We start from the raw sequence: 18,789 nt of genomic DNA, 5'->3' as shown, positions 1-18,789 counted from the left end.
AAATCATGAGCAACGAACGCCGCGGCGGGAGCCGCCGCGAGTCCGGCAAGCAGGGCGGACGGCAGGGCCAGAACTTCCGTGGGGGCAGCTCCGCGAAGAGCCGCGCGCAGGCGAACCAGCCGCGCCGTCGGCCCGCGAAGCCCACGGAGCCGGCCCGGGACGTGCACGTCGAGGACGGTGTGCGCCTGCAGAAGGTGCTCGCGCAGGCCGGGCTGGGCTCGCGCCGCGCGTCCGAGGAGCTGATCGCGAACGGGCACGTCGAGGTGGACGGCCAGCTCGTCACCGAGCTGGGCGTGCGGGTCGACCCCGCCACCGCCGTCATCCACGTGGACGGGCTGCGCATCCAGCTCGACCAGGCCAAGGTGACGATCGCACTGAACAAGCCCCTGGGCGTGGTGTCCACGATGGACGACCCCAAGGGCCGCCCGACGGTCGCGGACCTCATCAAGAACCGCGAGGAGCGCCTGTTCCACGTGGGCCGGCTCGACGCCGACAGCGAGGGCCTGCTGCTCCTGACGAACGACGGCGAGCTCGCCAACCGCCTGTCGCACCCGAAGTACCAGATCGCCAAGACGTACCTCGTGACAGTCGAGGGCGAGGTCTACCCGCGGGTCGGCCGCGAGCTCCTGAAGGGTGTGGAGCTGGAGGACGGCGTCGCCAAGATGGACGCCGTGCACGTGCTCCAGCAGATCGACGGCTTCGCGATGCTGGAGGTCGTGCTGCACGAGGGGCGCAACCGGATCGTGCGCCGCATGTTCGACGCCGTCGGGCACCCCGTCACGCGGCTGGTGCGCACCCGGATCGGCCCGATCCCGCTGGGCGACCTGAAGGCCGGCCGCACCCGGGTGCTCGGGCGTACGGAGCTCGGCACCCTGATGAACGCGGTCGACCTGTAACCTCTCCCGCTGAGTGCTGGTTGTTTGCCTCCGACGAGCACTCCGAAGCGCAGATACCCAGCACTCAACGGAAATGAGCGAACCTGTGACCAGCCCTGTAGTGATCGCCATCGACGGGCCGTCGGGCTCCGGCAAGTCGAGCGTGTCGAAGGCGGTCGCCGCGCGGCTCGGCCTGGCCTACCTCGACACGGGGGCCATGTACCGGGCGGCCACGGTGTGGAGCATGGAGACGGCGGACCTGGCGGACGCCGGGTCGGTCACCACCGCGGTCCGGGCGATGCCGCTGCTCATGGGGCTGGACCCGGCCGCGCCGGGGGTCGAGCTGGACGGCCGGGACGTCGCCGTGACGATCCGCAGCACCGAGGTCACGACCAACGTGTCGAAGGTCGCGTCCAACCTCGACGTGCGCGCCGAGCTCAAGCGGCTCCAGCGCGCGATCATCGACCAGGAGTCCGCAGCGGACCAGGCCGTGCACTCGGGCGGCCGGGGGATCGTGGCCGAGGGCCGCGACATCACCACGGTCGTGGCGCCCGACGCCGACGTCCGCGTGCTGCTCACCGCCTCGGAGGAGGCACGCCTGCGCCGCCGGTCCCTGGAGGTGCACGGCGCCGCCGACGCCGGTGCCGTCGAGGCCACGAAGGACCAGGTGCTGCGCCGGGACCAGGACGACGCCAAGGTGACGCAGTTCCTCGTCGCGGCGGACGGCGTGGTGACCGTCGACTCGAGCGACCTCGACTTCGAGCAGACGGTCGACGCCGTGCTGGCCGTCGTCACGCAGGTGACGGGGCGCGAGGTCGCGCCGTCCGCGTGAGGGCCGGGCTCACGCGGACTCCGTAGCGCTCCGGGAGCAGCGCCCCGGGACTACTCCCGGGTCGCCGCGCGGGCTCCCGCCACGCCGGCCGCGACCATCACGACGGCACAGGCCGCGACGATGCCCGCGAACGGCAGCCACGGGATCGTCAGCGGTGCGGCCGGTACCTCGCGCACCACGGCCTGGCGGACGAGCCATCCGACGAAGCCGGTGATCGAGCCGCCCACGAGCAGGGCCGCGACGCCGGTGAAGCTGGTCTCCCAGACGGCCGCACGGCGCACCTGCGCGGGCGTCGCGCCCAGGAGGCGGGCGGTGCCGAGCTGGCGGCGCCGCTGCGAGGACCCGATGAGGATCGCGTTGACCGCGGCGATGGCCGCGTAGACGCCGGCGGGTCCGAGCATGACCCACAGCACGAGCGCGTTCATCGCCCGGGCCTCGCCGGCCACCCGGCGGACCCACTCGTCGGCCGTCTCCACACCGGCCCCCGTCTCGCGCAGCGCGGCGGCCACCGCGGCATCGTCGGCGCCGTCGCGGGGGACCACGAACACGGTGCCGGTGGGGCGCGCGGCACCGGCGACGCCCGGCAGGTCCGCCGGCACCAGCACGTCGGTCCACAGGTCGGGGGCGTCGGGCACGACGGCGGCGACGGTCACCCTCGTGCTCGTGTCCCCGACGTGCAGGGTCCGGGTGTCGCCGATCCGCACGCCGAGGTCGGTCACGTAGGACTCGGTCACCGCGATCGCCGCACCGTGCAGGTCGTCGAGCGAACCTCGCACGGCCCGGAGGCTGCGGGTCTCGGCCGCGGCGGCGACGTCGAGGACCTCGGCCTCGGTGTCGTCGCCGCGCCCCAGACGGATCTGCGTGGTGCGCCGGACGTCGGCCGTCGCGACCCCCGGAGCCGTGGCCACAGCCCGGGCATCGCCCTGTACCTCGGCCACGAGGGGGGCCTTCAGCGCCCCCCGGTCGGCGCCCTCGGTCCAGTCCGCGGTGAAGCTCACGGCCAGGAGCAGCGAACCGGCCATGGCGGAGATCGCCACGACCGGCGCGGCCACCGCCGTCGTCATGCGCAGCGACGAGCGGACGTGGTCCCGGGCCAGGCGCGCAGCGGGGTCACGGTCCGCCACGACCCGTCCGACGAGCCCGGCGAGGGCCGGGTAGACCAGCCGGCCCACGCCGTTGATCCCGACCACGGCGACGACCGGCAGGAGCATCCCCGCCAGGAGCGCGAAGAGCAGCTCCATCTCGGGCGCGAGGACGGCGGCTCCGACCAGCGTGGCGAGTGCGACGAGTGCGACGAGCGCCTCGAGCACGCCGGGCCGCCGTCGCTCCAGCACCGCCTCGCGGAACGCCTCGGCGGGCTGTGTGCGGCCGGCACGCCCGCCCGCCCGCCACGCACCGACCAGCGCGACGCCGGCGCCGAGGGGCGCCGCAGCCGCCCAGGCAGCGCCCGGCCCCGGCGCCGTCAGGTGAACCGGCGTCAGCCCGGTCAGGTGCAGGAGGCCGAACGCCGGCGGTGTGATCACCGTCGCCAGGATGACACCGAGCGTCGTTCCGGCGACGGCCACCACCGCCGCCTCGCCGAGCAGGAGCAGCCGCACCTGCCGGGGTGTGGCACCGATCAGCCGGAGCAGGCCCAGCTCACGGCGCCGGGTCGCCACGACGAACCCGAAGGTGCTCGCCACCACGAACAGCGCCATGAACAGCGAGACACCCGCCATGAACCCGAAGAGTGACCCGAGGTCGTTCAGCTGCCTGCGGGCCTCGGCCGTGAGCCCCGCCTGGCCGGACGTCGTGCCGAGGGACCCCAGCAGGTTCACGGCCAGGCCGATCAGACCGGTGCCGCCGGCCAGGGCCACCATCGCGCCGGCGTACGCTCGCCACGAGTCGCGGAACGTCTTGAGGCTGTGGGCGAGGATCATCGCTCCAGCTCCGTCATCCGCGCCGCGATCTGCGTGGGGTCGCCGCGCCGCATCTGCCCCACCACCAGGCCGTCCGCGAGGAACAGCACGGCGTCGGCATAGGACGCGGCCAGCGGGTCGTGGGTGACCATCACGACGGTCTGGCCCGAGTCAGCGAGCGCACGCAGCAGCGCCAGCACGTCGCGGCCCGTGGCCCGGTCCAGGGCCCCGGTCGGTTCGTCCGCGAACAGCACGGCGGGGCGGGCGTGCAGGGCGCGGGCGATGGCGACGCGCTGCTGCTGGCCGCCGGACATCTCGGGCGGGCGACGCCGGGCCAGGTCGCGCAGTCCCACCCGGTCCAGGGCATCGAGCACCGCGGTGCGGTCGACGCGCAGCCCGGCGAGCCGGGCGGGGAGAGCGACGTTGTCGAAGGCGGTCAGGGCGTCGAGCAGGTTGTACTGCTGGAACACGAAGCCCATCGTGGTACGGCGCAGCTTTGTCAGCCGCGTCCTGTCCAGGCCCCTCAGCGGTATGCCGGCGATCGTGACGTCGCCCCTGCTCGGGCGGTCCAGGCCCGCGGCGATCTGCATGAGCGTGGACTTGCCCGAGCCGGAGGGGCCCATGACGGCCGTGAACGTCCCGGTCGGGAAGACGTGGGTGACGCCGCGCAGGGCGTCGACCGTCCCGGACCGGGACCGGTAGGTGCGTGTGATGCCGTCGAGGACGACTGCCGTGTCGGTGGCGGTGCCGTTGGTCATGTCATGAGCGAACCGCAAGCCCGCGGGCGGTACCCGGGCCCGCACGCCACAGGTGGGTAGCGTGTGCGCTACCCCGCGGGGCGGTCCGGTATGCCTAGGGTCGTCCCGTGACCTCGCGACCTGACGTGTGGACCGCCTTGCGCGGGCGCCCCTGGCGCTTCCTCGGATCATCCTGGCCGTGGCGGGCGCTGGCCTATCTGGTGAGCACCGTGCCGGTGGGGCTGGCTGTCGCGACGGCGCTGTTCGTGACCGTGGGTGTGGGCGTGCTGACCGCCGTGCTCGTGGTCGGGGTGCTCGTGCTGGCCGCGCTCCCGCTGATCGCGTCGGTGGTCGCAGGCGTCGAACGACGCCGGGTGCAGCTCCTGCTGGGCCGGCGGGCGCCGTCGGACGGTGTGCCGTGGGCCACGAGGTTGCGGGCGTCGCGCACCATGCCCGTCGCCTGGCCGGAGGTCGGCTACGCGGTGCTGCTGGCGGTCGTGCTCTGGGTCGTCGACGCCGTGGCGCTGAACCTGCTCGTCGTCTTCCCCGGGATCCTGCTGTCCGCCCCCGTCCTGGTCACCTCCGGCGACCCGGTGGACCTGGGCCCGTGGCAGGCCGACACCGCGGGTGAGGCGTGGCTCGCGGTCGGGCCGGGCCTGGTGCTCCTGGCGGCCGGCCTGTACGGGGTGACCCTGCTGGCCGCCGCCCAGGCGAGCCTCGCCCGGCTGCTCCTCGACCCGACGCACGCCCGTCTGACCGAGGCCGTCGCCGAGCTGCGGCGTTCACGGGTCGGTCTCGTCGACGCCTTCGAGACCGAACGCCGCCGCATCGAGCGCGACCTGCACGACGGCGCGCAGCAGCGCCTCGTGGCCCTGACGATGACACTCGGACGGGCCGAGCTGGAGATCCCGGAGGGTGCGGGCCTGAACCTGGTCCGTGAGGCGCACGGACAGGCCGAGGCGGCGCTGGAGGAGCTGCGCAGCACGGTGCGCGGGATCCACCCGCGGGTGCTGGTGGACCATGGTGTCGAGGCGGCGGTGCACGATGTCGCTGATGCGGCCGAGGTCCCTGTCACCGTCGACGTCCGGCTGCCCGGGCGGCTGCCGGGACCGGTCGAGGCGGCGGCCTACTTCGTGGTGAGCGAGGCGCTGACGAACGTGGTCCGGCACGCCGGGGCGCGGTCCGTGCGGGTGCACGGCCGTCTCGCGGGCGGCTCCCTCGTGCTGACGGTGCTGGACGACGGCGTCGGCGGCGCGACCGTGCGGTCCGGCGGCGGGCTGGCCGGCCTCGCTCTGCGTCTCGAGGCGCTCGACGGTGAGCTGTCCGTGACCAGCCCGCCCGGCGGCCCGACGGAGGTGCGAGCGACATGCCCGGTTTGAGGATCGTGCTGGCGGAGGACGCTGCCCTGCTTCGGGAGGGCCTGCTGGCGATCCTGGAACGGGCCGGCCACGAGGTGGTCGCCGCGGTCGAGGACGCCGAGGCGCTGCTCGCGTTCGCCGGGCGTGTCTCTCCGGACGTCGTCATCACCGACATCCGGATGCCGCCCACGCACACCGACGAGGGCCTGCGGGCCGCCGCCGAGCTGCGTCGCCGTCATCCGGACCTGGCGGTGCTGGTGCTGTCCGCGTACGTCGCCGACGCCTACGTCGCCGAGCTCCTCGACTCCGCGCCCGGCGGCGGTATCGGCTACCTGCTCAAGGACCGGGTCGGGCACGTGCGCGAGTTCCTGGACAGCCTGGCCCGGGTGGCCGCGGGCGAGATGGTCGTCGATCCGCAGGTGGTGCGCAAGCTCCTCGGTCGGCGGCGTGACGACGGCCCGCTCGCCTCCCTCACTGAGCGTGAGCAGGCGGTCCTTGCTCTCATGGCCGAGGGGCGGACCAACGGTTCGATCGCCGCCGAGCTGTTCGTGTCCGAGGCCGCGGTGCGCAAGCATGTCGGGAACATCTTCGCCAAGCTGCCTCTCGACCCGATGTCGGACCGGCGCGTCTCGGCCGTGCTCGCCTACCTGCGCGACGGCTGAGCTCCGGAGCGACGCAGGTCATATGCCCGCGGGTCGGCCTGAGCGCACGGGGCCTGCGACAATGGGGGCATGACCCACGACTCCTCTGCATCTGAGGCTGCCCTGGACGCGGCGGCCGGAGACGATGCTGCCCTGGACGCTGCCGCTCCGGTCGCACCCGACCTCGACCTCACCGAGACCGAGGACGACGTCGCGCGCGAGCGCGCCCTGCGCGTCGGCCTCGAGGAGTTCGAGCTCGACGACGAGGACCAGGCGCTCCTGGACTCCGAGTGGTCCGACGAGGAGTCCGAGGCCGAGCAGATCCTGCCGGTGCTCGCGATCATCGGGCGGCCGAACGTCGGCAAGTCGACCCTCGTCAACCGCATCCTCGGCCGCCGCGAGGCGGTCGTGGAGGACAAGCCAGGCGTGACGCGCGACCGCGTCTCCTACCCGGCCGAGTGGGCCGGCCGCCGGTTCATGCTCGTGGACACGGGCGGCTGGGAGGTCGACATCGCGGGCATCGAGGCCAAGGTGGCGGAGCAGGCCGAGGTCGCGATCTCCCTGGCCGACGCCGTGGTCTTCGTGGTCGACGCCGCCGTGGGCGCCACCGCGACCGACGAGCGGGTCGTGGAGCTGCTGCGTCGTTCCGGCAAGCCGGTGGTGCTGTGCGCCAACAAGGTGGACGGCGCCTCGGGCGAGGCGGACGCCACGTATCTCTGGGCCCTGGGCCTGGGGGAGCCGTACCCGGTCTCCGCCCTGCACGGTCGCGGCACGGGCGACCTGCTCGACGCCGCCGTCAAGGCCCTGCCCACCAAGTCGGCGCACGGCACGCTGCGGCCCTCGGGCCCGCGCCGCGTGGCCCTGGTCGGGCGGCCGAACGTCGGCAAGTCGTCGCTGCTGAACAAGATCGCCGGCTCGGAGCGCGTGGTCGTCGACGAGGTGGCGGGCACCACGCGTGACCCGGTCGACGAGCTGATCGAGCTGCGCGGCATCCCGTACTGGTTCGTCGACACCGCCGGCATCCGCCGCCGGGTGCACCAGACCAAGGGCGCCGACTTCTACGCGTCGCTGCGCACCGCGGCCGCCATCGAGAAGGCCGAGATCGGCGTGGTCCTGGTGGACGCGTCCGCCCCGCTGACCGAGCAGGACATCCGCGTGATCCAGCAGGTCGTGGACTCCGGTCGCGCCCTGGTGATCGCGTACAACAAGTGGGACCTCATGGACGAGGACCGCCGCCCCTACCTCGAGCGCGAGATCGAGAAGGAGCTGGTGCAGATCCAGTGGGCGCCGCGCGTCAACCTGTCGGCCCGCACGGGCTGGCACAGCGAGCGTCTGGTGCCGGCGATCGAGCGGTCGCTCGCGTCCTGGGACCGCCGTATCCCCACGGGCAAGCTCAACTCGTTCCTCGGCGAGCTCGTGGCCGCGCACCCGCACCCGCTGCGTGGTGGCAAGCAGTCGCGCATCCTGTTCGCGACGCAGGCCTCGACGCGTCCGCCGCGGTTCGTCATCTTCGCCACGGGGTTCATCGAGGCCGGGTACCGCCGATTCATCGAGCGCCGCCTGCGTGAGACGTTCGGCTTCGAGGGCACGCCCATCGAGATCTCGGTGCGGGTGCGGGAGAAGCGGCGGCGCTGATCCTGCCGCGTGGTGATGGTCGGTAAGGGAATTCCGCCGAGCCGATGCCCACGTCGGGGCCGGTTCGCGGTACCTTCAGGTCGTGCTTCCGGCCAGTATCCCCAGCCCTGACCCGGTGTGGTCCCAGTTCAGCCTGGGCCCCCTCACCATCCACACCTACGCCCTGTGCCTCCTGGCGGGCATCGTCGCCGCCGCGTGGATCACGGACCGGCGGCTCCGCGCGCGCGGAGCCGCCCCCGGGATCGCCGTCGACGTCGCGATGTGGGCGGTGCCGATCGGCATCGTCGGTGCGCGGATCTACCACGTGCTCACCCACCTCGGCGACTTCACCGGACCCGAGGTCGACGCCTGGGCATGGGTGCGCATCTGGGAGGGCGGCAACGCGCTGTTCGGCTCGCTGCTGGGCGGCGCCGTTGGCGTCTGGATCGGGTGCCGCATCTCCGGCCTGCGCTTCTGGTCCTTCGCCGACGCGCTCGCGCCCGGCCTGCTGGTGGCCCAGGCGATCGGCCGGCTCGGCAACTACGTGAACCAGGAGCTGTTCGGCCTGCCGACCACGCTGCCCTGGGGTCTGGAGATCCGCACCGACGCGCCGATGTTCCCCACCGGCACGCCCGAGGGGACGCTGTTCCACCCGTTGTTCCTGTACGAGATGATCTGGAACCTCATCGGGGTGGCGGTGCTCCTGTTCATCGAGCGCCGCGTGGTGCGCCGGAACGAGGCCCTGCTCGCCGACGGCGGCACGCCCGGGGCCGGTCTGCGCTGGGGCCGCATGTTCGGCCTCTACCTCATCTGGTACGGCCTGGGCCGGAGCTGGCTGGAGTCCATCCGGATCGACCCCACGAGCGACGCGCCCCTGGGGATCCCCGCGAACATCTGGACGTCGGGTATCGCGGTGCTGCTGGGCATCGCCATCATCATCGTGCAGGGCCGCCGTCACCCGGAGCCCGAGCTCTCGGTCTACGTGCCGGGCCGCGAGCCGGCAGATGAGGACGCGGAGTCGGCGGACGGCGATGCGGGCAGCGACGTCGACACCGGCGTGGACGCCGACTCGAGCCCCGTGGACCCGGCCGGGACCAAGTAGCCGGCCCCAGGCGGGCAAAGCCACCGCAGCACTTCCCCGAGGCGCGTCGGCCGCGCCGACCGGGCCGGGGAGCGGCCAGGCGCCTGTGTGCACCCTCACAGCCCCTCAGGTTGTTCACCCGGGCATCCATTGCGGAGGATGTGGTCATGCCACACTCGCTCCCCGGGGACACGCCTGCGTCCGAACGCCTCCCCGTGGGACCGCGCACCTGGTGGCCCGTCGCCGCCGTCCTGCTGGCCATCGCGTGGGGCGGCAACGAGTTCACGCCGCTGCTGGTCATGTACCGCGAGCAGGGGCACCTGGGCGACGTGACGGTCGACGCGCTGCTGGCCGCCTACGTGTTCGGCATCGTCCCGGCGCTGCTGCTCGGCGGGCCGCTGTCCGACCGGCACGGCCGCCGTCCGCTCCTGCTGCCCGCCGCGCCCGTGGGCGCCCTCGGCTCCCTCGTGCTCGCCCTCGACCCGACCAGCCCGTTGCTGCTCGCCGCCGGCCGCGTGCTGTGCGGCGTGGCGCTCGGGCTGGTGATGGCCGTGGGCAGCACGTGGATCACCGAGCTCAGCGCCCGCACGGGCGACCGCGCCGCCGGCCCGCGGCGCGGCTCCCTGTCGCTCACCGTCGGCTTCCTGCTCGGCGCGGGCGTGGCCGCGATGCTCGCCCAGTTCGGCCCCTGGCCCACCCACCTGGCCTACGTCGTGCACGCGGCGGGCGCCCTCGCCGCCGGGGTGTGGCTGCTGCGCGTGCCCGAGACCAACCCCGGTCTGCACCGCGACGCCCGCGGCCCGCTGCTCGACGACCTGCGGATCACCGCCGTCGGGCACAAGCGGTTCCTGCGGGTCGTGGTGCCGCTCGCGCCCTGGGTGTTCGGCTGCGGCGGCAGCGCGTACGCGGTGCTGCCCGCGCTGCTCTCCGACCACGCCGGGACGATCCCCATCGCGTTCGCCGGCGGCATGACGGTGCTCTCGCTCGGCTGCGGCATCGGCATGCAGGCCGTGGCCCGGCGGATCGACACCCCGGCGTCGGCCCGCGCGTCGATCGTCGCGCTGGGCATCGTCGCCGTCGGGATGGCGCTCGCGGCGTGGGCGGCGGTGTCGCCGTCGCTGCCGCTCGGCGTGCTCGCGGCCGTGGTGCTGGGCACCGGCTACGGGCTGGGCCTCGTCGCGGGGCTGAGCGAGGTCGCGCGCATCGCCGGGCCGGGTCAGCTCGCCGGCCTGACCGCCGTCTTCTACTCGCTGACCTACCTGGGGTTCTTCGCCCCGATGGTGCTCGCCTGGCTCCAGGCGACGTGGTCGTACGGCCAGATGTTCGGCTTCGGGGCGGCCGCCGCGGCGCTGTGCCTGGTGCTTGTCGCACTCTCCTCCCGCAAGGACCTCCCGCTGGCGGGCGGCGGCCGCGGAGGCCGGTGACGCGGGGGAAACCGCTTAGTCCGGGAGCACCAGGTCGTACGTCCCGTCGTTGTCGCAGAGCGGCTCGTCGGCGGCGAAGCTCAGGACATCCCGGCCCTGGGCGTCGGTCGTGAGGGTGTAGTCGCCGCGCGCGAACGGCGTCAATCCTCGGTCGGCACCGAGCTCGTGGCAGTCCGGGTCGGTGAGAAGCGACTCCGTGATGTCCCGGTAGTGGAACGGGCCGCCCTGGTAGACCCGCCAGTGGATGTGGTGGACGGCAAAGCTCTCCCCGACGACGATCCGCTGGTCGGCGGGCCGGTCGAGCTCGCCGAGCACGACGTAGCGCGTCTCCGCGGACAGGAGGGTCATGAGACCTGTGAAGAGCGTGGCGATGACCGCGAACAGGACGAACGCACACAGGAAGAGTGCGGCCATCGCGGCGGTGAACGCCTCATAGCCGATGACGAACAGCCGGAACCCGGTCATGCTCAGCACGACGCCGGACGCGCACGAGACGGTCCAGAGCAGAAAGGTAAGGGTGCCGCCGCCCAGGCTGGCGACGAGTAGGAGGTCACCTCTGCCGAGTCCGAGCGAGACCCCAAGAGCGGCGAGCGCGGCGAGAACTCCGACCAGGAGTGATGTCCTGGCGGTCCGGATCGCTCGCCGTCGCGCGCCCGTGGCACGGGTGCCGTCATCGCGCGCAGGCTCATCGTCCAGGTCTGTCACGCCGGGTAGTACAGCACAGCCGGCGGGCGGGTCCGGTCATGAGATCGGTCCGTTGCCCTGAGACCGGTCGGTTGATGGACCGAACTCAAAGCAACGGACCGAGGTCATTTCTGGGCGCCGCGCCCGCCGGGTCCTCAGCTCGCCGGCTGGAGGGCCTGGACCTGCAGCAGGGACTCGTCCGAGTCGGCGCACGCCGTGAGCATGAGCTGGTCGTTCCGGACGAACAGGGAGCGCTTCTCGCCCGGCGGGTAGATCCGCAGCCCGTCGGCGGGCGTCTGCCCGCACTCGTCCCCGTAGTTCTCGGCGTTCGAGACCCGGACGACGGCGTGGGCGGCCTCCCCGGGCGCGAGCGTCACCGTCTCGTGCGGGCTCGACCGGTCGAACGTGGCGGCCTCGCCGATCTGTGTGCCGTCGCCGTCGCCCACGAAGGACACGCCCGGCCAGCCCTGCAGCCAGCACTCTTCCGGCGCCTCGTTCTTCAGCACGACCTCGATCTCGTAGTGCCCGGCCCCGGCGCCGCCCTCGACCGGCACGAGGCTGCCCGCGAGCTCCGGCGTCTGGCAGCGGCCCTCGGTGGTGCCGGTCTCGTCCGTCGATCCCGTCCCGTCCGTCGTGCTCGCCGTCGCGGCGGGCTCCGACGCCTCGCCGGACGCCTCGCCCGACGCCTCACCCGACGGTGACTCCGCCGACGCGGACGGTGTCGAACCGGCCGACGACGCGGACGGTGTGCCCGACGCGGCGTCGTCGTCCGCGGAGCTCGCCGAGCGTCCCGCGGTGACGAGCAGTGCGGCGACCCCCGCGGCGCCGAACATCGTCCTGACGATCCTGTGCTTGGTCATACGAACTTCCCCTCGGGCAGATCCAGCCAACCGACGGCCGCGTCCACACCCTGCGGCCGCGTCGATCGTTGCAGAGGTTCGATCATCCCGTCGAGTTGCTCTGAGCAACAATATTCACCCCGGCGCGGCGCGACACCGTGGCCCAGGTCGGAACCTCGTGGACACCTCGGCGAGGACCGGACATCTTTCCTAGCCTGGTGCGCTGATGGCGGGTCCGCGCGTGACCCACGTGTCGAGCGAGAGGGCAGGACAGACGATGGCGACGAACCCTGTGTACGGCTCCAACTTTCCCGATCCCGCGGTCCTGGAGGTCGACGGGACCTACTGGGCGTACGCGACGAAGAACCGCGTCGAGGCGCTGCCGGTGCTGCGCTCCCAGGACCTCGTGCGCTGGGAGCCGGTGGGCGACGCGATGCCGGAGCTGGCGTCGTGGATCGAGCCCGGACTGAACTGGGCGCCCGAGGTCGCGGTCGTGGGGGAGCGGTACGTCGCGTACTACACGGCGCACGACCGGGCGACCGACGTGCAGGCGGTCGGGGTGGCCGTGGCCGACAAGCCGTACGGCCCGTTCCGGGACGACGCCGACCGGCCGCTGCTGTGCCAGGACAAGGAGGGCGGCTCCATCGACGCGTCGCCGTTCACCGACGCCGACGGCTCGCGCTGGCTGCTGTGGAAGAACGACGGCAACCACGTGGGTGTCGACACGTGGATCTACGTGCAGCGGCTGTCCGACGACGGGCTGCGCCTGCAGGGCGAGCCGAGCCGCATCCTGAAGCAGGACCAGGAGTGGGAGGGCACGCTCGTGGAGGGCCCGTACGTCTGGCCGCACGGCGGGCGGTACTACCTGTTCTACTCGGGCAACGCGTTCGACTCGGACCGGTACGGCGTGGGCTACGCCGTGGCCGACCGGGCCACCGGCCCGTACGTGAAGCCGCAGGACGGCCCGGTCATGGTGTCGAACGAGGTGGCAGCCGGGCCGGGGCACGGCATGGTCGTCGAGCGCGACGGGCGCACCTGGTACGTGCACCACGCCTGGCCGCCCGGCGCGGTCAACGCGCCCGAGCCGGGCCGCCAGATGTGGCTCACGGAGCTGGTCTTCGAGCCGGCGCCGGACGGCGGCCCGGACGTGCCGAGGTTCCTCGGCCCGCGCACGGAGCTGGACCTGGCCTGACCGGCCGGGTGCCCCGGACGAGGCGTCGAGCTACCCCGGCGCCTCGTCCGGCAACCCCACCGTGAGCTGCGTGAACGACTTGCCGCTCGTGTCCTTGAGCACCACGTAGCCCGCGTCCACGTGCGGCTCGATGCCGCTGTGCTTGTCGTTCGGGGCGCCGATGATGAGCTGGAAGCCGAGCCCGCGCCAGGCGTTGATCGCCCGCCCGGTGAAGTGGGCGTCGGCCTTGATGAGCGCCTCGTCGAGGAAGACCGGCGCATAGCGCGGTCGTTCCGCGCCGGCGTCGCCGAGCTGGTAGCGCAGGGCCGCGCCCACGATGAAGGCGACCAGCTCCTGGGACTCGCCGCCGGACTTCTCGCCGATGTGGTCGTACACCGCGACGTGCGCGCCGTCCTTGGTGAGCTTCTCGGCGCTGATCCGCACGTGGTTGCGCACGTCGATCAGGTCGTGGAACTCCGGGGCGGTGCGGCGGACGCGGTCGACGACCTTGGCCATGCGGGTGTAGGCGCGCTGCCGGTCGGCGTCGCTCCGGGCGCTCGCGATGGCCTCGCGCACGGCGCGGAGGTCGGCGCGGAACCGGGAGCGCACCGGCGAGGCGGTGTCGCGCAGCTCGATGTGCAGCTTGTGGTGCTCGTCGGAGAAGTCCAGGCCGTCGAGGATCCGGTTGACCGGGTCGATCCGGTCGCGGATCTCGCGCACGGCGGTCGAGATGTCGCTGTCGAGCTTGGTCAGGTCCGCGCCCGACAGCCGGAGCAGGCTGTCGCGCCACTCCGCCTCCAGCTCGTGCAGCCCGTTCTTCTCCAGGTCGGTCAGGAGCCGCTCGTAGTCGTCGTACGACGTGTCCGGGTCGACGCCGAGGTTCGGGTTGGGCCACCGTTCCTTGAACGTCTCGAAGATGTCGTGCAGGGCCGCGCGGCCCCGGCCGGCGGCGGCCTGTGCCTCGCCCTGGTCGTCCCGGACGCGCGCCGCCGCGCGGTCCAGCGCCGCGTCGAAGCGCTCGACGGCCTGAGCGGGGGAGCCGTCGGCGCCCTGCTCGCCCGCGAACAGCCCCTGGAGGTACTCCCGGTGCGCGGCGGCGACCTGGGTCCCGTCGGCCTCGGCCGTGTCGAGGGTGCGCTGCGCGGTGTCGACGGCGTCCGCCGTCCGCTCCCACGCGGACTCGAGGTCGCCGGCCCGGCTCTTGGCCACGCCGCTCTCCTCGGTCAGCCGGGTGACCCGGTCCTCCAGGGCGCCGAGCTCGGTGCGCAGCCGCCCGATCTCCGGGTTGTCCGACGTGACCTCCTCGACGATCGCGGTCCAGCGGCCCAGCTCGGTCCGCAGGGCGTCGAGGTCGACCTGCTCCCACGTCAGGTCGGCGATCTTCTCGTACGCGCCGCGCTGCTTCTCGAACGAGTCGAGCCCGGCCGTCGCGGCCTCCAGCGCGCCCGTGGCGGCGGCGTGCGCCGCCTCCGCCTCGGCGACGGCGCCCTCCAGCTCCTTGAGCCGGCGGGCGTTGGAGAACCCGAGCACGTTGGTCACGCCCTGGCCGCCGTGGGCGCCCCGCCGGCCGTCGGACGTCTGACCGGTGATCGTCACCGCCTTGGGGTGCAGCGCGAACTGCGCCGGCGAGTCGATGCAGACGTAGCCGAAGCGGTCGGCGAGCTCCTGCCGGAGCCAGCCGGTGAACGGCGTCGGCCGGTGGTCGAGGCGGGCGGGCAGGGTGCGGTCCTGGACGGCGGCCTCGTCGCGCCGCCCGGTCGGCACGCCCCGGAACCGGACCCGGCGCGCGGTGGGCACCGCGTTGATCGCTGCGCGGAAGGCCTTGACGTGGGCGACGTCGATCAGCATCTCGGTGGCGAAGCCGCCCAGTGCCAGGTTGAACGCCTGGCGCCACGGCTCGAACTCGGTGCGCACCTCGATCAGCTCGCCCACGAACGGCAGCTCGTCCGCGGACAGGCCAGCGGCCTCGGCGAGGGCCGCACGGGCCCGGTGCAGGTCGGACGGGATGTTGTCCTTGCGGGCGCTGACGGTCCGCAGCTCGGACCGCAGGGTCTCGAGCTCCTTCGCGGCGGCCTGCTCGGCGAGGGTCGCCTCGGTGAAGCGCCGCCGGGCGGCGGCGCGCGCGTCCGCGTCGTTCAGCGCACGGTGCGCCTGCTCGACGACGGCGTCGAAGCCGGCGGCGTCCGACACCTCGGCCCCGATGTCCGTCAGCAGCGTGTCGAACCGGGCCCGGGCCGCGGCGACGGGCTCGATGCGGGCCTCCAGCCGGTCCACCTCGTCCTGCGCCTTCCTCAGCCGGTCGCCGCCGGCGGCGCCCAGGAGGTCCCGTGCCGCGTCCCGCTCCAGCCGGGCCGCCGAGACCCGCACGGTGAGCTCGGTCGCCTCGTCCCGCGCGCGGGCGCGCCGCCGCTGGAGGTCCGCCTCCGACGCGCGCAGCAGGTCCAGCCGCCGGCCCGCGAGCCACAGCGCCGCGGGGGCCGCCGGGTCCGCGAACTGCCCGACGGCGTCGATCAGGCGCAGCCGCTCGACGGCCTGGTCGATCGCGCCGCGGTGCTCCCGGACGGGCCCGAGCGCGCGGACCTGCTGCTGCGCGGTGACCATCCGGTCGCGCGTGGCGGACAGCTCGTCGAACTGCTGCACCGCGCCGTCGGCCGTGGCGAACGTCGAGGGCTCCTCCAGCACCATCGTCTTGTACAGGGCGTCGACCGTGGTGATCTGCTGGCCGGCCTGGATGCGGCCGAGCAGGCCCACGGCCTTGTGCCCGTCGCCGCTCGCGCCGATGCCGAGCGCGGTGTGCAGCCGCGCGGTGTAGTCCCGGTCGGTCTCGAAGCAGGTCAGCCCCGTGCGGGTCACGGCCCGGCGGTCGAACCGGTGCCGGGCCGCCTCCTCCAGCCCGGTCAGGTCGAACGGCCCGTCGCAGGTGCCGCGCACCGCGGTGACGTTCTCCAGCGTCCGGGCGGACGACGGCACGTACCAGGCGCGGACGGCGGTGAACGTCGCCCCGCCCTGGTCGACCCACGTCATCGCGATCGCCGACCAGGTGTCCTCCTTCTCGCCGCGCAGCACCCGCACCCGGGTCTCGCCGTCGACCCGTTTCTCGTCGAGCTTGCCGCGCGCGTAGGACAGGATGTTGCGCTGCTCCTTGCCGCGCGGCTTGCCGGTCACCCCGCCGTTGGACGCCCCGTTGAACGGTGTGGTGTGCGGCATGATCAGCGCGATGTAGGAGTCCATGAGCGTGGACTTGCCCGACCCCGAGCCGCCGCTGAACAGCGTGGCCCCCGGGGAGAAGCGCACGTGGTGGTGGCCGTGGTAGCCGCCCCAGTTGACGAGCTGCAGCGTCTGCGCCACCCACTGCTGGCCGGTCGACCGCGCCGGGACCAGCCCCCACAGCGTCTCGATCATGCTCACGAAAGGTTCTCCTCGTCGGTCTTCGGGCCGCCCGCCCGCCGGTCGGCGAGCCAGCGCGTGAGCTCCGCGAGCCGGCTGTTGTCGAGCACGACCTCCACCAGCGGCGTGATGCGGTACCGGCCGCTCGACTCCTCGTCGATCAGGCCCTCGGACGCCAGGCGCCCCACCGCGTCGCGGATCTCGCGCTGCGGGCGCACGAGGTTGTTGTCGTCCAGGTCGAAGAACGTGAGCACGCCCTGTTCGATGTCCTCCAGGTCGATCCGCGCGGAGGTCTCGCCCGAGCTCGCCTCGTGCTGGTAGACGGTGCGCAGGTGCACCAGCACCAGCGTCTCGACGCGGTTGTACGGGTCGTCGCGCAGCAGGATCGGCACGTCGACCTCGCCCGAACGCACCTGCTGCTTGTAGGCGATGCCGCGGTCGTGGTCGACCACGAGGCGCACGAACAGGTCGTGCAGGCGCGACTCGATCACCGACTGGTGCTCCAGGAGCGTCTTCCACTGCGCCCGGTTCTTCTCCGCCGTCAGGAACCGGCGCTGCAGCAGCCGGACCAGCACGCGCCGGACCTCCGGGTCCAGCAGGCCGCGGTCGCCCGCGAAGAGCTCCGTCTGGTCGTCCTCCATGGGGGCGGGCTCGATGAAGCCCGCCTCGTCCGTCACCGTCTCACTCATCCGTCGTCCCGCCCTCGTGCTCGTCCCTCATCGCCACACCGCCGAACGCGAACCGCCGCCGCGTCCCGTCCGGCCGGACCGCCTCGACGGTCACCACCTCGTCCGTCTCGACCATGCCGTGCCGGTGCGCGATCTCCAGCAGGCCCAGCAGGTCGACCGGCCGGCGCAGCCGCTCGGGCGCGGCCCGGAACGCCGTCGCGACGTCTACGCCCCCGTCCTCGCGGGGCAGCCCGGCGAGGTGCTTCTCCAGGTCCGCGTAGTGCGGACCGCCCCAGGCCCGGGAGTCGTCGTCCGGCACGGCGCCCATCTCCCAGGCCTCCAGCGGCGTCGGGGGAGCGGGCGGGCGCAGGCCGTCGACCTTCTGCCGCAGGTGCCCGACGTCGGCCACGGGCAGCCGCCGCATCGGCTCCACCGCCTGCTTGTGCCGTGACGCGGGCATCCACTGCTGGAACCCGGACATCACGTCCCGCAGCAGCCCGTCCACCTCGCGGTCCCGCAGCGGGTCGTGGTTGCGGATCTGCGTGGTGATGACGTGCGAGGCCTGCTGCTGCGCGTGCAGCACCTCGCGCACGCCCTGCTCGATGCGCCGCGCGATCTCGTGCAGCTCGCGCCGCTGGGGCGCGGGGAGCTGCTCCGCGAAGGGGTGCCCCAGGATGACGCGGACGTTCCCGGCGAGCTGGTCGATGTGCTCGGCCCGGCCGATCAGGGCGAGCGCCCCGGCGAAGGCGCGCCCCTCCCGTGTGGACTCCATGATGTCCTTGCCGCGCGCGAGGTACTCCCGGAGCACCTCGCCCGTGGGGCGCACGTCCTGCCGCAGGTCGGTGACGACGTCGCGCTGGACCTGCTTGATCGACTCGACCACCCGGGCGAAGTCGGCCGGCAGCTCGCGCGCGAGGTGCAGCACGTTCTCCGCCTCCTCCAGGAGCTGGTCGTCGCTCACCGGCTCGACGGCGCCGGTGCGCTCCAGCCGCTCGACCTCGGCGGTGCGCTCCCGGATCTCGGCGTCGAGCCGCGCGATCCGGGACAGCACGTCCGGGTCGGCGTCCTGCGCCAGCTCCTCGACGGCGTCGAGGAGGGTGCGCACCCGGGACTCGGAGACCCGGGTGCGCGCGCCGCCCACCCGGCCCGCGACCTCGAGGGCACCGACGCCGTGCGCGGAGACCTGGTAGACCTCGACGCCGTCCTGCACGTGCCGCTTGAGCCAGCCCGACCGGACCCAGCCGCGGCAGAGGTCGCGCGAGCTGCCGACGGGGAGCGGCGCGTTGCCCTCCTCGCCGTACCCCGCGGCGCGCAGGCGGTCCAGGGCGGCGTCGATCTCCGCGTGCGCGTCGGCCACCGGGACCTGGGGCCGCGCGGTGAAGACCAGCGCCAGCATCGTCACGACGAACGGCGCGTACGTCCCGTGGAGCAGGTCCAGCATCGGGTTCTTGAACGCTCGGAGCGCACCTTCGTACGCGCCCTCCACGGTGGCTGTGCTCATCGCCGACCAGGGTACGTGGACAGTCCGACATCGACGGGCACGAGAGCGGCCGAAGGCCCGCGCAGCGGGTGAGGAATGA

Annotated in this window: 15 protein-coding genes; 8 read left to right on the top strand and 7 right to left on the bottom strand. The window is 73.4% G+C overall.

What is annotated here, in order from left to right; translation table 11 throughout:
- Positions 1 to 5: 5 nt before the first annotated feature.
- Positions 6 to 896: a pseudouridine synthase gene (locus ACIPN7_RS12100; protein ID WP_400541823.1), complete on the top strand. Its 891-nt coding sequence runs from the start codon at positions 6 to 8 to the stop codon at positions 894 to 896.
- 73 nt (positions 897 to 969) lie between these two features.
- Positions 970 to 1,707 (top strand): (d)CMP kinase, encoded by a 738-nt coding sequence (gene cmk, locus ACIPN7_RS12095; protein WP_400541820.1) that lies wholly within the window; start codon positions 970 to 972, stop codon positions 1,705 to 1,707.
- 50 nt (positions 1,708 to 1,757) lie between these two features.
- On the opposite strand, the gene ACIPN7_RS12090 is transcribed toward cmk, so the two are convergent.
- Positions 1,758 to 3,626 (bottom strand): FtsX-like permease family protein, encoded by a 1,869-nt coding sequence (locus ACIPN7_RS12090; RefSeq protein ID WP_400541817.1) that lies wholly within the window; start codon positions 3,624 to 3,626, stop codon positions 1,758 to 1,760.
- Positions 3,623 to 4,363, bottom strand: coding sequence for an ABC transporter ATP-binding protein (locus ACIPN7_RS12085; RefSeq protein ID WP_400541814.1), 741 nt, complete (start codon positions 4,361 to 4,363; stop codon positions 3,623 to 3,625). The genes ACIPN7_RS12090 and ACIPN7_RS12085 overlap by 4 nt, the downstream gene beginning before the upstream one ends.
- A gap of 107 nt (positions 4,364 to 4,470) precedes the next feature.
- On the opposite strand from ACIPN7_RS12085, the gene ACIPN7_RS12080 reads away from it, so the two are divergent.
- The 5 genes from ACIPN7_RS12080 (at position 4,471) to ACIPN7_RS12060 (ending at position 10,460) form a co-directional block, all read left to right on the top strand.
- Entirely contained in the window at positions 4,471 to 5,721 is a 1,251-nt protein-coding gene (locus tag ACIPN7_RS12080; protein ID WP_400541812.1) for a sensor domain-containing protein, read from the top strand.
- Positions 5,709 to 6,362 carry a response regulator gene (locus ACIPN7_RS12075; protein ID WP_400541809.1) on the top strand — a complete coding sequence of 218 codons (654 nt, stop codon included), beginning with the start codon at positions 5,709 to 5,711 and terminating at the stop codon, positions 6,360 to 6,362. Before ACIPN7_RS12080 ends, ACIPN7_RS12075 begins: the two co-directional genes overlap by 13 nt.
- A 69-nt stretch (positions 6,363 to 6,431) precedes the next feature.
- Positions 6,432 to 7,976, top strand: a complete 1,545-nt coding sequence (gene der / locus ACIPN7_RS12070) for a ribosome biogenesis GTPase Der (RefSeq protein WP_400541806.1) — start codon at positions 6,432 to 6,434, stop codon at positions 7,974 to 7,976.
- Between the two features lie 82 nt (positions 7,977 to 8,058).
- Positions 8,059 to 9,057, top strand: coding sequence for a prolipoprotein diacylglyceryl transferase (gene lgt / locus ACIPN7_RS12065; RefSeq protein WP_400541803.1), 999 nt, complete (start codon positions 8,059 to 8,061; stop codon positions 9,055 to 9,057).
- Between the two features lie 146 nt (positions 9,058 to 9,203).
- The gene (locus tag ACIPN7_RS12060) at positions 9,204 to 10,460 is read left to right on the top strand and encodes an MFS transporter (protein WP_400541800.1); all 1,257 of its coding nucleotides are present in this window, start codon (positions 9,204 to 9,206) and stop codon (positions 10,458 to 10,460) included.
- A gap of 15 nt (positions 10,461 to 10,475) precedes the next feature.
- Here ACIPN7_RS12060 and ACIPN7_RS12055 read toward each other — a convergent pair whose 3' ends face one another.
- Both ACIPN7_RS12055 and ACIPN7_RS12050 read right to left on the bottom strand, forming a co-directional pair.
- Positions 10,476 to 11,165: a hypothetical protein gene (locus ACIPN7_RS12055; protein ID WP_400541797.1), complete on the bottom strand. Its 690-nt coding sequence runs from the start codon at positions 11,163 to 11,165 to the stop codon at positions 10,476 to 10,478.
- Positions 11,166 to 11,299: 134 nt separating this feature from the next.
- Positions 11,300 to 12,004: a DUF4232 domain-containing protein gene (locus ACIPN7_RS12050; RefSeq protein WP_400541795.1), complete on the bottom strand. Its 705-nt coding sequence runs from the start codon at positions 12,002 to 12,004 to the stop codon at positions 11,300 to 11,302.
- Positions 12,005 to 12,260: 256 nt separating this feature from the next.
- Between ACIPN7_RS12050 and ACIPN7_RS12045 the strand changes: the two genes are divergently transcribed.
- A complete protein-coding gene (locus ACIPN7_RS12045) occupies positions 12,261 to 13,175 on the top strand; it encodes a glycoside hydrolase family 43 protein (protein ID WP_400541793.1) in 915 nt (304 codons plus the stop codon).
- A 30-nt stretch (positions 13,176 to 13,205) separates the two neighbouring features.
- On the opposite strand, the gene ACIPN7_RS12040 is transcribed toward ACIPN7_RS12045, so the two are convergent.
- The 3 genes from ACIPN7_RS12040 to ACIPN7_RS12030 are packed head-to-tail and all read right to left on the bottom strand — an operon-like array spanning position 13,206 to position 18,710.
- Entirely contained in the window at positions 13,206 to 16,562 is a 3,357-nt protein-coding gene (locus tag ACIPN7_RS12040) for an ATP-binding protein (protein ID WP_400541790.1), read from the bottom strand.
- Positions 16,559 to 17,230, bottom strand: coding sequence for a DUF4194 domain-containing protein (locus tag ACIPN7_RS12035; protein WP_400541787.1), 672 nt, complete (start codon positions 17,228 to 17,230; stop codon positions 16,559 to 16,561). Before ACIPN7_RS12035 ends, ACIPN7_RS12040 begins: the two co-directional genes overlap by 4 nt.
- Positions 17,223 to 18,710: a DUF3375 domain-containing protein gene (locus ACIPN7_RS12030; protein WP_400541784.1), complete on the bottom strand. Its 1,488-nt coding sequence runs from the start codon at positions 18,708 to 18,710 to the stop codon at positions 17,223 to 17,225. The genes ACIPN7_RS12035 and ACIPN7_RS12030 overlap by 8 nt, the downstream gene beginning before the upstream one ends.
- Between the last annotated feature and the right edge of the window lie 79 nt (positions 18,711 to 18,789).

Origin of the sequence: Promicromonospora sp. NPDC090134, from assembly GCF_044746965.1 — a bacterium.
GTDB lineage: Bacteria > Actinomycetota > Actinomycetes > Actinomycetales > Cellulomonadaceae > Promicromonospora.
Note: the sequence above shows the minus strand (reverse complement) of the source record. Positions and strands in the feature narration are given on the sequence as shown.

Bases quoted from the DNA above. Each gene is read 5' to 3' on its own strand.
- ACIPN7_RS12085 (WP_400541814.1), bottom strand. From the start codon at position 4,363: ATGACCAACGGCACCGCCACCGACACGGCAGTCGTCCTCGACGGCATC.
- ACIPN7_RS12045 (WP_400541793.1), top strand. From the start codon at position 12,261: ATGGCGACGAACCCTGTGTACGGCTCCAACTTTCCCGATCCCGCGGTC.
- ACIPN7_RS12050 (WP_400541795.1), bottom strand. From the start codon at position 12,004: ATGACCAAGCACAGGATCGTCAGGACGATGTTCGGCGCCGCGGGGGTC.
- ACIPN7_RS12060 (WP_400541800.1), top strand. From the start codon at position 9,204: ATGCCACACTCGCTCCCCGGGGACACGCCTGCGTCCGAACGCCTCCCC.
- ACIPN7_RS12035 (WP_400541787.1), bottom strand. From the start codon at position 17,230: ATGAGTGAGACGGTGACGGACGAGGCGGGCTTCATCGAGCCCGCCCCC.
- ACIPN7_RS12090 (WP_400541817.1), bottom strand. From the start codon at position 3,626: ATGATCCTCGCCCACAGCCTCAAGACGTTCCGCGACTCGTGGCGAGCG.
- ACIPN7_RS12030 (WP_400541784.1), bottom strand. From the start codon at position 18,710: ATGAGCACAGCCACCGTGGAGGGCGCGTACGAAGGTGCGCTCCGAGCG.
- der (WP_400541806.1), top strand. From the start codon at position 6,432: ATGACCCACGACTCCTCTGCATCTGAGGCTGCCCTGGACGCGGCGGCC.
- cmk (WP_400541820.1), top strand. From the start codon at position 970: ATGAGCGAACCTGTGACCAGCCCTGTAGTGATCGCCATCGACGGGCCG.
- ACIPN7_RS12100 (WP_400541823.1), top strand. From the start codon at position 6: ATGAGCAACGAACGCCGCGGCGGGAGCCGCCGCGAGTCCGGCAAGCAG.
- ACIPN7_RS12075 (WP_400541809.1), top strand. From the start codon at position 5,709: ATGCCCGGTTTGAGGATCGTGCTGGCGGAGGACGCTGCCCTGCTTCGG.